The sequence below is a fragment of the Streptomyces sp. ALI-76-A genome (genome assembly GCF_030287445.1).
Lineage (GTDB): Bacteria > Actinomycetota > Actinomycetes > Streptomycetales > Streptomycetaceae > Streptomyces.
In genome coordinates, this window is record NZ_JASVWB010000004.1 from 640,193 (window position 1) to 654,326 (window position 14,134).

3 protein-coding genes are annotated in these 14,134 nt (G+C 71.8%); 1 reads left to right on the forward strand and 2 read right to left on the reverse strand.

The features are described from left to right. Positions 1–69 precede the first annotated feature (69 nt). Entirely contained in the window at positions 70–9,519 is a 9,450-nt protein-coding gene (locus QQS16_RS38945) for a type I polyketide synthase (RefSeq protein WP_286067315.1), read from the forward strand. 201 nt (positions 9,520–9,720) lie between these two features. Here QQS16_RS38945 and QQS16_RS38950 read toward each other — a convergent pair whose 3' ends face one another. Then, positions 9,721–10,431, reverse strand: coding sequence for a helix-turn-helix transcriptional regulator (locus QQS16_RS38950; RefSeq protein ID WP_502963966.1), 711 nt, complete (start codon positions 10,429–10,431; stop codon positions 9,721–9,723). A 484-nt stretch (positions 10,432–10,915) separates the two neighbouring features. After that, positions 10,916–13,738 carry a helix-turn-helix transcriptional regulator gene (locus QQS16_RS38955; RefSeq protein WP_286067316.1) on the reverse strand — a complete coding sequence of 941 codons (2,823 nt, stop codon included), beginning with the start codon at positions 13,736–13,738 and terminating at the stop codon, positions 10,916–10,918. Positions 13,739–14,134 lie beyond the last annotated feature (396 nt).

Here is a 14,134-nt window from a genome sequence, read left to right on the forward strand (position 1 = left end):
TCCGGCCGGCGTGACGTCCGCCCCGTTCCCGTCCGCCCGAGTACGGATCACCCACCAGTGGAGATGAGCATGTCCACCTCCGAGGAGCGCGTCGTCGCCGCGCTGCGCGCGTCCCTGCTCGAGAACGAGCGTCTTCGCCGGCACAACGAGGAGCTCCTCCGGACGGCGAACGAACCGGTGGCCATCGTCGGCATGGCCTGCCGCTACCCGGGTGACGTCACCAGCCCGGAGGATCTGTGGCGGCTGGTCGACGCCGGCATCGACGCCATGACCCCGTTCCCCGCGGACCGGGGCTGGGACACCGAGGGCCACGCGCAGCCGGCCACCACGGACCACGGCGGCTTCGTCTCCACGGCAACCGACTTCGACGCCGGGTTCTTCGGCATCTCACCGCGCGAGGCGCTGGCGATGGACCCGCAGCAGCGGCTCGTCCTGGAGACATCCTGGGAAGCGCTCGAACGCGCGGGCTTCACCGCCGCGTCCGTACGGGGAAGCCGCACCGGCGTGTTCATCGGCTCCAGCAACCAGAACTATGGCGCCGACAAGGGTGAGGAACTGCCCGAAGGCATCGAAGGACACCTCCTCACCGGCAACGCGGCCAGCGTGGTGTCGGGCCGGGTGTCCTACGTCCTTGGCCTGGAAGGCCCGGCGGTGACCGTGGACACGGCCTGCTCCTCCTCGCTCGTCGCCCTGCACCTGGCAGTCCAGTCCCTCAGGGCCGGGGAGTGCGACCTCGCGCTCGCGGGTGGTGTGACAGTGATGTCCACCCCCGATGTCTTCACCGAGTTCGGTCGTCAGGGTGGTCTGGCCGCGGATGGCCGGTGCAAGGCGTTCGCGGAGGGTGCGGACGGTACGGGGTGGGGTGAGGGTGTCGGTGTGCTGCTGGTGGAGCGGCTCTCGGACGCCCAGGCCAGGGGCCACCGGGTGTTGGCGGTGGTGCGTGGGTCGGCGGTCAATCAGGACGGTGCGTCGAACGGGTTGACGGCGCCGAACGGTCCGTCGCAGCAGCGGGTGATTCGTGCGGCGTTGGCGAGTGCGGGCCTGTCGGCGGCGGACGTCGATGTGGTGGAGGCGCATGGTACGGGTACCAGGCTGGGTGATCCGATCGAGGCGCAGGCGCTGCTGGCGACCTACGGGCAGGATCGTGAACACCCTTTGTGGGTGGGGTCGGTGAAGTCGAATCTGGGTCATACGCAGGCGGCGGCGGGTGTGGCCGGTGTGATCAAGATGGTGGAGGCGTTGCGGCGTGGTGTGCTGCCGGCGACGCTGCACGTGGACCAGCCGTCCTCCCGGGTCGACTGGACGACGGGCGACGTACGTCTCCTGACCGAGCGGCGAGCGTGGCCCGACCTGGATCGTCCCCGACGCGCCGCCGTCTCGGCCTTCGGAGTCAGCGGCACCAACGCCCACGTCGTTCTGGAGCAGAGCGCCCCGGAGCGGGAACAGGAGCCGGTGCCTCCCGCGGCTGTGCCGAACCGTGAGCCGATCGTCTGGATGTTCTCCGGGCGCAGCGAGGAGGCACTGCGTGCTCAGGCGCGTTCCCTCCGGGCCTTCGCAACCCGGCCCCCGGACACACCTACGGCTGTCACCGGTCTCGCGCTCGCGACCACCCGCACACACTTCGAGCACCGGGCCGTCGCGGTCGTGGAGGACCCCGCCCGTCTCGTGGACGCGCTGGCCGAATTCGGCGCCGGACAGATGCCGTCGGACATCCTGTGCGGACAGGACCGGGGTGAGGCCCGCCAGGTCTTCTTGTTCTCGGGTCAGGGTGCGCAGCGTGCGGGTATGGGGCGGGAGTTGTGTGAGGCGTTCCCGGTGTTCGCTGAGGTGTTCGATGCGGTGTGTGCCCATGTCGGTGTGGAGCTGAGGGATGTCGTCTTCGGTGAGGACGGGGGGCGGTTGGGGCGTACGGAGTGGACGCAGCCGGCGTTGTTCGCGGTGGAGGTGGCGCTGTTTCGGCTGCTCGAATCGTTCGGGGTGCGTGCGGACTTCGTAGCCGGGCATTCCGTCGGTGAGATCGCGGCCGCGCATGTGGCGGGTGTGTTGTCGTTGGAGGATGCCTGCACGCTGGTGGTGGCGCGGGGGCGGCTGATGCAGCGACTTCCGTCGGGCGGGGTGATGGTGGCGGTGGAGGCTGCCGAGGACGAGGTCCTTCCGTTGCTGGAGGGCCGTCGTGGGGTGTCGGTGGCGGCGGTCAACGGTCCCCGGGCCGTGGTGATCGCGGGCGCTGAGGCGTCCGTATGCGACGTCGCCGAGGCACTCCAGGCGCGGGGCCGCCGTACGTCCCGTCTCGGCGTCTCGCATGCTTTCCACTCGCCGCTGATGGAGCCGATGCTGGCGGACTTCCGTCGGGTCGCCGAAGGTGTCACCTACGCCACTCCCTCGATCCCGGTCGTCTCCAACGTCACCGGAAAGCTCGCGGCGGACGGTGAGTTGGCCACCGCCGAGTACTGGGTCCGTCACGTCCGTGAGGCCGTCCGGTTCGCCGACGGGATCGCCACCCTCGCGGAGCAAGGCGTCACCCGCTTCGTGGAGGTGGGTCCGGACAGCACCCTCACCGCGCTGGCCTCCCACTGCCTGCCCCACGCGTCCGGTTCACTGTTCGTGCCGGTTCTGCGCAAGAACGACTCGGAACGGCTCGCAGTCCTGCGGGCAGCCGCACGCCTCCACGCCGACGGCGGTGAGGTCGACTGGAACGCGGTGCTGGGCGGCGACGGCGTACCCGTGGTGGATCTTCCCACCTACCCCTTCCAGCGCAGCCGATACTGGCTGGGACCGAACGAGTCCGCCAAGGGCGGCCCGGTCGGTCCCACCCGAGCCTCCACCGTCATCGACGCCGCCTTCTGGTCCGCCGTCGAGCGACACGACGTCACAGGTCTCGCCGCGGACCTCGACCTCACGCCGGACGCCCTCGACACGGTGGTTCCCGCCCTCTCGGAGTGGTACCGGCGCCAACAGGAGCAGGCGGAACTGGACGCCCTGTGCCACGAGGTCTCCTGGTCCCCCGTGACGGCCGAGGGGGAGGTGCCTGCCGCAGCCGGGGCCGCACACGCGGACCGCTGGACGGTCCTCGTTCCGGACGATGCGGATGCCACGGCGCGGGCGTTGGCCGACCAACTCGTGGAGGGGTTGCGGGCCGAGGGGGTGGTGGTACGCACCGGAGAGGTCGACCCCGCCGATCCGGATGGCTGCGCCTCGGTTCTCCGCACCCTCGCGGAAGCGGGCGGAGTCAGACACGGCATCCTCTCCCTGCTGGGCTTCTCCACGTCCACCGACGCTGTCGTGGCGACTCTCACCGCCGTCCAGGCGCTGGCCCGGGCGATCCCCGGCGCGAAGCTGTGGGCGATCACTCAGGGGGCCGTCGCCGTCGGCGGCCAAGACCGCATCACCCGCGTGTCCCACAGTGCCGTGTGGGGGCTGGGCCGGGTGGCCGCGCTGGAACTCCCGGACCTGTGGGGTGGCCTGATCGACCTGCCCACGCGGACGGACCAGCGGGTCTGGACCCGTCTGGTGTCGGCGCTGACGCGTGCGAAGCCGGGTGAGGACCAGATCGCCGTGCGCTCCCACGGCATGTTCGGACGCCGGCTGAAGCCCGCTGCGTCGGCTCCGTCCTCCGCTCCCTGGACGCCGGGTGACGGAACCGTGCTCATCACCGGCGGAACCGGCGCCCTGGGCGCTCAGGTGGCACGCTGGGCCGTCCAGCGGGGCGCCCGCCGTCTCCTCCTCGTCAGCCGCCGGGGCGAACAGGCGCCCGGGGCCGCGGAACTCCGCGACGAACTGGAACAGTCGGGCGCCCGGGTGACCATGGCAGCCCTGGACGTCTCCGTACGGGAGGACCTGGCCGCCCTTCTCGCCGGGCACTCCGTCGACGCGGTCTTCCACGCGGCCGGTACCCTGGACGACGCGACGGTTCTCACCACGGACCCCGACCGGGTGCGGCGCGTGATGGGTCCCAAGGCCGAGGCGGCGGCGCTGTTGGACGAACTGACCAGGGGTACCCACCTCACCGCGTTCGTCCTGTTCTCCTCCTTGGCCGGAACCGTCGGCAGTCCTGGACAGGGCGCCTACGCGGCCGCCAACGCTGTGCTGGACGCGCTGGCCGAGCGGCGGCGCGCCGAAGGTCTGCCGGCGACGTCCATCGCGTGGGGGCCCTGGGCGGGCGCCGGTATGGCCGCGACCGCCGGCGGCCGACGACGCGGACAGGGAGCGGTCACCCCCCTCGATCCCAGGACCGCGGTGGCGGCGCTCGGAGCGCTGATCGACGCCGGGGCCGCCACCCGGCTGGTCGTCGCGGCCGACTGGAGCCGCTTCGTGCCCGCGTTCACCGCGGCCCGCCCCAGCGCGCTCCTCGCACCGCTGTGGTCGGCCTCGACGGCCGTTTCCGATCGGGCGGCCGTCCGTGACGGCGCCACCGCCACGGACAGCCTGCGCCTTCGCGTCAGGTCCCTGCCCCGTGAGGCGGGACTACGTCTCGTCCTGGACGAGGTGTGCGAGCGCGCAGCGGCCGTCCTCGGGCACAGCGAGCCCGGACAAGTGGGGGTGGAGCGGGCGTTCCGCGACCTCGGTGTCGACTCGCTGATCGCGGTGGAACTGCGCAACGTCCTCGCGACGGCCTGCGATGTCACCTTGCCGGCCACGGCCGTCTTCGACCATCCGACCCCGCGGGACCTCGCTGCTCACCTCTACGGCGAACTGTGCGAGGACACCCGGCCCCGGGAGACGACCGTCGCCCGCACCTCGGGTCCGGCCGACGAGCCGGTGGCCATCGTCGGGATGGCCTGCCGTTTCCCCGGCGGCGTCGACTCCCCGGAAAGCCTGTGGGCGCTGCTGGAGGAGGGGCGCGACGGCATCACCGACTTCCCGGCCGACCGCGGCTGGACCGACCTGACCGAACTCTACGAACGCTACGCACGTCCGGACGACGACGGCGCTCAGGGCTCCGACTACGTCCGCCTGGGTGGCTTCCTCGACGATGTCGCCGGATTCGACGCGGAGTTCTTCGGCGTCTCGCCCCGTGAGGCCCTCGCCATGGATCCGCAGCAGCGGTTGCTGCTGGAGTCGTCGTGGGAGGCGGTGGAGCGGGCGGGCATCGACCCGCGGTCGCTGCGCGGCACCCGGGTGGGTGTGTTCACCGGCACCAACGGCCAGGACTATCCGGCCTTGTTGGGTGTGTCGGAGGGCGACTTCGGCGGGTACGTCGGTACAGGCAACGCGGCGAGCGTGATGTCGGGCCGGCTGGCCTATGTGCTGGGCCTGGAGGGCCCGGCGGTGACGGTCGACACGGCCTGCTCCTCCTCGCTGGTGGCATTGCACATGGCGGTGCGGTCGCTGCGGTCGGGGGAGTGTGACCTCGCGCTGGCCGGGGGTGTGACGGTGATGTCGACGCCGGGCGCCTTTGTGGAGTTCGGCCGTCAGGGGGGTCTGGCCGCGGATGGCCGGTGCAAGGCGTTCGCGGAGGGGGCGGACGGTACGGGGTGGGGTGAGGGTGTCGGTGTGCTGCTGGTGGAGCGGCTGTCAGACGCCCAGGCCAGGGGTCATCGGGTGCTGGCGGTGGTGCGTGGGTCGGCGGTCAATCAGGACGGTGCGTCGAACGGGCTGACGGCACCCAACGGCCCGTCGCAGCAGCGGGTGATCCGTGCCGCACTTGCCGACGCGGGCGTATCGACGGCTGATGTCGACGCCGTGGAGGCGCATGGTACGGGTACCAGGCTGGGTGATCCGATCGAGGCGCAGGCGCTGCTGGCGACCTACGGGCAGGATCGTGAACGCCCTTTGTGGGTGGGGTCGGTGAAGTCGAATCTGGGTCATACGCAGGCGGCGGCGGGTGTGGCCGGTGTGATCAAGATGGTGGAGGCGTTGCGGCGTGGTGTGCTGCCGGCGACGCTGCACGTGGACCAGCCGTCCTCCCGGGTCGACTGGACGACGGGCGCTGTACAGGTTCTGACCGAGCGTCAGTCATGGCCGTCCGTCGACCGGCCCCGTCGGGCGGGTGTCTCCTCCTTCGGGCTCAGCGGCACCAACGCCCACGTCATCCTCGAACAGGCCCCTGAACAAGAGGCTGAACACGCGTGCGACGACGGTGCGATGGTGCCCTGGATCGTGAGCGGCCGTACCGAGACGGCCCTGCGGGCCCAGGCCGACCGCCTCCTCACGTCGCTGGAAGGGCTGCCCACCACCGGTCTCGGGGACTTGGCGGGGGCGCTCGCGCACACCCGGGCGTCGTTCGATCACCGCGCCGTGGTGATCGCCGCCGACCGGGACACCTTCAGCCGAGAACTGCGCACCCTGCGGCAGGGCGAGGCAGGCCCGCACACGGTAAGCGGCGTCACCCGACATGGCCGGACGGCGTTTCTGTTCTCGGGTCAGGGTGCGCAGCGTGCGGGTATGGGGCGGGAGTTGTATGAGGCGTTCCCGGTGTTCGCTGAGGTGTTCGATGCGGTGTGCGCTCACGTCGGTGTGGAGCTGAGGGATGTCGTCTTCGGCGATGAGGCTGAGCGGTTGGGGCGTACGGAGTGGACGCAGCCGGCGTTGTTCGCGGTGGAGGTGGCGCTGTTTCGGCTGCTCGAATCGTTCGGGGTGCGTGCGGACTTCGTAGCCGGGCATTCCGTCGGTGAGATCGCTGCCGCGCATGTGGCGGGTGTGCTGTCGCTGGAGGATGCCTGCACGCTGGTGGTGGCGCGGGGGCGGCTGATGCAGCGACTTCCGTCGGGCGGGGTGATGGTGGCGGTGGAGGCTGCCGAGGACGAGGTCCTTCCGTTGCTGGAGGGCCGTCGTGGGGTGTCGGTGGCGGCGGTCAACGGTCCCCGGGCCGTGGTGATCGCGGGCGCGGAGGCGTCCGTATGCGATGTCGCCGAGGCACTCCAGGCGCGGGGCCGCCGTACGTCCCGTCTCGGCGTCTCGCATGCTTTCCACTCGCCGCTGATGGAGCCGATGCTGGCGGACTTCCGTCGGGTCGCCGAAGGCGTCACCTACGCCACTCCCTCGATCCCGGTCGTCTCCAACGTCACCGGAAAGCTCGCGGCGGACGGCGAGTTGGGCACCGCCGAGTACTGGGTCCGTCACGTCCGTGAGGCCGTCCGGTTCGCCGACGGGATCGCCACCCTCGCGGCGGAAGGCGTCACCCGCTTCGTCGAACTCGGCCCCGACGCCACCCTCACCGCCCTCACCCGCACCGCGCTCGCCGACACCGCCGCCCCGGCCTGCGTCCCGTTGATGCGCCGGGACACGGCCGAGGAGGTCACCCTGCTGCGCGGACTGGCCGCGTTCCACGTGAGCGGCGGCACCGTCGACTGGACGGCGCTGCCGGCCGTCCGTACGCATGCCCAAGTGGATCTGCCCACCTACGCCTTCCAGCGCACCCGGTACTGGCCCGCTGTCACCGACGCGCGCGCCGCCGTTCCGGCGCCGGCCTCGCGGGCGCGCTCCGCCGACGACGCCTTCTGGTCGATCGTCGAGGAGGAGAGCGCGCATGGTCTGGCCGGCCGCCTCGGTGTGCCGGAGGCGGCTCTCGACGCGGTGCTGCCCGCGTTGACGTCGCTGCGGCGTGAGCAGGCCGAACGCGGGCAGGTCGACGGGTGGCGGTACCGCGTGGACTGGGAGCCGGCCGACGTGGGCGCGGCCGGGCCGGTGGCGGGGCGCTGGCTTCTGCTGCAACCGTCCGGTGGTGTCCCCCTCGAAGGGCTCGAGGACTTCGTGCCGTGCCTGGAGCGGGTGGACTGCGCGGTGCGGGATCGCGAGGGGCTGGCCCGTCTGCTCGAAACGGTGGTCGCCGAGGGCGAGGCGCCGGCCGGTGTGCTCTCCTGCCTGACGGTGGACGCGTCCGCCGACGACGGCACTGCCGGCGTGGTCCCCGCGGTGGTGGACACCATGGCCTTGGTCCAGGCCCTCGGTGATGTCCGCGTGAGCGCTCCGCTGTGGGTGGTCACGCAGGCCGGCCCCGGGCCGGGCGGCGCGCTCGGGACCCCGGCGCAGGCCGCGGTGTGGGGCTTGGGGCGGGTGGCCGCGCTGGAGCATCCTGATCGCTGGGGCGGGCTGGTCGACCTCCCGCGCCGAGCCGGTCGCTCCGAACTCGGCGGCCTGGCCGCGGTGTTGACGCACGCCGAGGAGGATCAGGTGTCCCTGCGCGGCACAGTGGTGTCCGCGCGGCGACTGTGCCCGGCCCCCCTTTCCGACACGGCACCGGAGGGCGCCTGGCGGGCCCCCGCCCGGATGCTGGTCACGGGCGGCACCGGTGCGCTCGGCGGGCGGGTGGCCGCCTGGTGCGTCGAACACGGCACCAGGGAACTCGTCCTGACGAGCCGCGGCGGGCCCGCCGCGCCCGGTGCGGCCGATCTCGTGGCACGGCTGCGCGCGGCGGGAGCGGAGCGCGTCGACGTCGTCGCGTGCGATGTCGCCGAACGAGCCGAGGTGACGGCACTGCTCGCCGCCCACCAGGTCGACGGCATCGCCCACGTGGCAGGCGTCCTGGACGACGACCTGATCGACGACATGACCCCCGAGCGCGTGGAACGCGTGCTGCGGGCGAAGGCCCTGGGCGCGGTGCACCTGGACGCGCTGACACGGACGTGGGCGTTGGAGGCGTTCGTGGTGTTCTCCTCGATCGCCGGTGTGTGGGGAAGTGGCGGGCAGGGGGTGTACGCGGCGGCGAACGCGTGCGCTGACGCGGTGGTGGAAGCGCGTCGTGCGCGGGGCGAGGCGGGTCTGTCGGTGGCCTGGGGCCCGTGGTCGGGCGGGGGGATGGTGTCGAGTGTGGGTGCGCGGGAGTTGGAGCGTCGTGGGCTGCGGGTGATGGAGCCGGCCCGGGCCCTGAGGGGTCTGGGGCGTGCGCTGGCTGCGGGGGACGGCACCGTGGTGGTCGCGGACGTGGAGTGGGAGCGGTTCGCTCCCGCGTTCACCAGCCGTCGGCCCAGCCCGCTGCTGACCACCCTCCCGCAGGCGGCGGCCGCCCTGGAGCGGGGGAACGAGGCCGCACGGGAGGACACCGGGACTGCCCGTCCTGCGCTGCTGGAACGCATGACGTCCCTGCCCGCCGAGGACCGGGCGGTCGCCCTCCAGCTCCATGTGCGGCAGGTCGCGGCGGCGTCACTGGGCCACGCCGACCCGGACGCCGTCCCCGCGGACCGGGCGTTCCGCGACATGGGCTTCGACTCCCTCACCGCGGTCGAACTGCGCGACCGGCTCACCCGGGACACGGGCCTGCGCCTGCCCTCGACGCTGGTCTTCGACCACCCCACACCGGCGGCCCTCGCCCGTCACCTGGACGCCGAACTCGCCGGCGGTGGTGGGACGGTGGCGGGCATGCTGGCCGACCTGGAGACCGGCGTCCACCGCATCCTGCGGGCCGGTCCGGACCGCGACGCGCGTACGCTGCTCGGCACACGGCTCAGAGCACTGCTGGCCGAGATCGAGGGCGGTGCGCTCGACGACGCGGACGTGTGCGGTGCGTCGCTCAGCGACCGCCTGGAAGACGCGAGCGACGACGAGCTGTTCGACCTCATCAGCCGCGAACTCGAGCAGTAGGCGACCGCTCGGGCGTGGCGGACGTCCGGCCGGGGGCGGTGGACGTCCGCCCCGGGCCTGCAAGCCGACGGCCGTACCAGGAGGGATGGTACGGCCGTCATGTGTGGTGTGGCGCCGAGGCCCGGCGCGGTCGGTCCCCGGTCCGCGGCGGCCGCAGAGGACCGGCCCGGCCACGGAGTCGCTCGACCTGCCATGGAAGCCTTACTTGATGAACTCCGGCAGGACGCGAGGCGGCCACTGGCCCACCGTCAGCATGCCCATGGAATGAGCGCGGGCCACCAGGGCGGCCCGGTTGGGCGCCTTGAGCTTGCGCAGCATGAGACCGACGTGGTACTCGACGCCCTGACGGCTCAAGTAGAGCCTGGCGGCGAGCTGTACGGTCGAGGCGCCGGCTGCTATCCCTTCCAGGACCTGCGCGTCGAGCTTGCTCAGCAGCCGCTCCCGCGGGTGGCCGGCCACGTCTCTGAGATCCGTGCTGTCCGCCTCCGTGTCGGGTCGTACCTGCACGACGATGCCGGCCAGGTTCCCGGTGGTGTTCTGCACGGCGATGCCGGTGAGTTCGCCGGAGAAGACCCGGCCCGCGGTGCCGAGGCCGACCATGCGCTCGGCGAAGCGGCTGGAGCGGCCTTCGGCGAGCCGGGTGAAGTGGCGGTTCAGCACCGAGGGGGCGGAGGGATGGAGCAGTTCGTACAGATTGCGGCCGCAGGTGTCGGCGGAGGTGCGGCCGAACTGGCGCGAGAAGTCGGGTTCCGCGGCCACGATGTGCATGTGGGGATCTATATGAGCTGTGTAAAGGCGGCGGTTGCTCGGCGCAAGAGCCCGTGACTCCTGGGTATGACGGAGAACGACGGCCTGATGCGGTATGGACGTCCTGTCTCTGTTCTGCGGGGCACTCACTACGTGCGTGGTCACTGCGACGCTCCGTCTTTCTGCGTTCAGATGTGGGGGATGCACGCACCACCTGGGAGCGCATCTGATCACAGGTGATGCGAACTCGGCCGGGTCCCGGTCAATGACCCGTCGAGCCATTGTCTGATCAACTGCGGCAAAGCCTAGGAATGCACCTACAGGCCGGTCAAGCAAACCTTTGCGTGGCCCGAAAACATTGTGGTTCGGTGGTTCGGTGGTGGGGTGCGGCGCAGTTCCTGGGGCGCCTTCGTGAGGTACCGCCACCGCACCTGATCAGCCAGGTCGGCACCGAATCTCAAGGTCCGGACGCCCTCGGGACCGCGTCCGCGACCGCTGCCGTGCACGTGTCCGCATGATCGTCCGCACCGCTGGTCGGGCAGCCCGTGTGACCGTTCGGCCTCCTTGGCTGCCCGTTTGTTGCCCGAACGGAGGGAGGGGGAATGGCGGATTCCGGAGCGGTACGGCGGAAAGGCGAAAGTGGCGCGGGTCACGCGGGAGGCGTTTCGCGGAGTTCCTCAAGGGCTTGAGTGAGATCCGGGCGGCCCGCAATTCCGAGTTTTCGATACGCCTTCGTCAGATGTTTTTCAACCATGCGAGAGGACGTGCCCAGCTGGGCCGATATCTCGGAATTGCTGAGACCGGTGGCCGCCAGCTGCGCCACTTTCCGCTCGGACGGGGTGAGCCGGTCGGTGGCCGAGGAAATCCGGCTCATGTGCTCGTCCCTCTTCCGGGCGATTCTGCGCGCCAGCGCGTCGGCTCCCTGGTCCACCGCCAGCTCGTGTGCCCGTTCGAGTGCGGTGGAGCGCCGTCTGTGGTCCGTTTCGGGATGGACGCCGAGGGCGTAGAGCGCCTGGCACAGCTCGTGTGCGTTGGTGGCGTTCTCCAGCACCCCGACGCTTTCTTCCAGCACCGCCACGCCCTCCCGGCCGGAGGAGACCTTGCCGAGGGCCACCAGGGCACGCCCCAGCCGGACGGGAGCGCCCCAGGCGCGTGAGCGCTCGACCTCCATGAGTGCTGCCGCCACCGCCTCCTCGTGCTCGCCGAGACGGTGATACATCAGGGCGGCGCAGGAGGACCAGGGGACCGTGACCGGGTTGTGCCAGCCGATGCGTTCCGCACGCCGGCCCGCGGTCTGGAAGTGGACGAGCGCGGTGCGGGTTTCGCCGCGTCCGGCCGCGAGGGTGCCCCGTGCCAGGTGCAGCAGCGCCGCCAGATGCTGGTTCTCGGTGTGCAGCCGGTGCTGGGTGAGGATCTGTTCCGCGAGCTGGGGCTCCTCGGTGTGGAGGGCGACGATGGCCAGGACGGCGGCGCAGACGGTCGGCAGGCCGCCGGTGTCCGGACCGGCCAGGGCGTCGGCCTGGAGCACCTTCTGCCGGGCGTAGGCGAGCTGGCCGTCGGCGAGGGCGACCAGGGCCTGCTCCGCGCGGATGACGGCCTGCTCCACGTCACCGCCCGTGCGCTGGGCGAGCCGGTGTGCCTCGCGCAGCCAGCCGGCCGCGCCTTCCGTCCGGCCGGCGCCGGCGAGAATGTTGATCACCAGTGGCGTGGTGCTGTGGACGTGCTCGGGGGTGGGCCTCTCGTGTTCCAGCAGGCGGGTGCACAGCAGCGACAGTTCCTCGGCGGAAGCGGCGTTGGCGACGAACGCGATGTGCAGGAGGGACGTCACCAGCTCGCGCTCCCCGGTGGTGCGCAGGGAGGGGGAGGGGCCCAGGCCCCGGAAGCGGCGCAGAGCGTGCTTCACATGCGCGGGATCCTGCGCCGACAGCACGTGCTCCCGGGCTTCCAGGCGCAGCGCGAGTTCTCGTTCGATGCGGTCGTCCGGGTCGGACCGGCTCAGTTCCTCGGCCACGGCACGCCGTACGGAGTCGATGCGGAAGGCGGCCGGGTCCATGAGGAGAGGCCCCAGCCGCGTCACGGCGTCGGCGCGTTCACGCACCGACTCCAGCATCGGTACGGCCTCCGCGACGTGGCGTAAGGAGGCGGCGGAGGCGAAGCTGCGCTCGGCGGTCGCCAGGTCGATCAGCAGGCGGGCCCGATCGCGGCCCGTGGGGGAGGTGTCGAGCAGCGCGCGTCGCAGGTAGCGGGCGGCGTCCCGGGGCGAGCCGCGGCGCAGCGCGCTGTCCGCGGCGGTCCGCAGGATCTCCACGGCCTGCGGACCGTGCAGGGTGATGACCGACATGAGCTGCTCCGCCGCCAGTTCGGCCGGATGACCGGTGCGGTGCAGCAGCTCGGCCGCCACGCTGCGCATGGCGGTGCGCTCGGCCGCGGGCATGCTCTCTTCCAGCAGGTCACGCAGGAGTGTCCCGGGGATGAGGAAGCCGGAGTGCCGCGCCACGAGTCCGGTCAGACGCAGGACGTCGACGGCCTCCGCCCGTCGGTCGTCGTCGATCTCCGCCAGGTAGGCCACCAGCTGGGGGTCGGCGGCGTCGTCGAGGACGGTCAGCGCGTAGGCGACGCGCCGGACGTGGTCCGGCTGCGACCTCAGGAAGACGGCGAGACGCCGGCGGGCCCGTTCCGGACGGAGGGCGGCGGCTGCCGCGCAGTTGGCCTCGGTGGGCTGGAGCTGCCGGTACTGGGCCTCGTCCACCAGGGCCTTCACCAGCAGGGGGTTGCCGCCGGAGCGTCGCAGGAGGGTGTCGACGAACGTGTCGTGGGGCAGGGCGCCGCAGGCTTCCTCCACCAGCAGGCGCACACCGTCGCGGCTGAGCACGGTCAGCTCCACGGCATGGTCCACCGGTTCCAGCGACTGCCGGACCTGCCCCCTGGTGCCGCGTACGTCACCGGGCAGGACGGACAGGACGAACATGATCCGGTTCCGTCTTCGCCGCGTGAGGGACGGCAGCAGCGCCAGCAGGGACTCGCCGTCCGACCACTGGAGGTCGTCCACCATCACCATGACCGGCCGGTCCGACGCCATGGACTCGAGGAGAGCGGTCAGCCAGCGGGGTGCCTGGTGAGGGGTGATCGTGGACCACGGGGGGACGGCCGCGGTGGGGTGCGGTTCCGCTGTGCCCGCCGCGGCCGCCGCGTCCCGCAGCCAGCGTCCGCTGTCGTCGGCCGGTGCGGTCACGAGGACCGAGTCCGCCAGCTGCCGCACGACCCCGAGTGTGAAGTTCTCCTCGGCGGCGGCGGCCTGTGCCCGCAGTGTCAGGAATCCCTCAGCTTCCGCGAGTGCCGCCACCGTCTCCAGGAACGTCGACCGGCCGACTCCGAGTGGGCCCCGGACGGCCAGGAGGCAGCCCTCTCCCTCCGTGGCGCGGTGCAGTGCCGAGGTGGCCTGCGTCAGTTCGGGCTCGCGCTCCAGCAACAAGGCCGTGGTTCTCCTTCAGGGACACCGGCCGCCGGCCACCGCCCCGCGTGCGGTCGGACGGGACGTGGTGAGCGTCGCGCAGCGTTCGGGCGGTGTCGCGCCGGGGCTCCTGCGCGCACAGTGCTCGCCCCCGCGCGGGGGCTGTTCGCACCCGGGCTCGGAACGCCGAAGCCCGGCGGGTGCCGAGTCCGCGAAATCGCTGACGCAAGGGAGGTCCTGAAGCTCGGTCATTGCTGCTGGGAAACCTGAGGTGAGCAGATCACAGCAACGCACGCGTCGGCAAGGCCAGTTGGAGGCCGAATTCTCGGCCGGGCACCGCGGAACTTTGAACGGTCGGCAACTCGGGTCTGGCGCAAGTCCAAGCGGAACGACGTGCCGGCGCCTGACTCGCCCGGC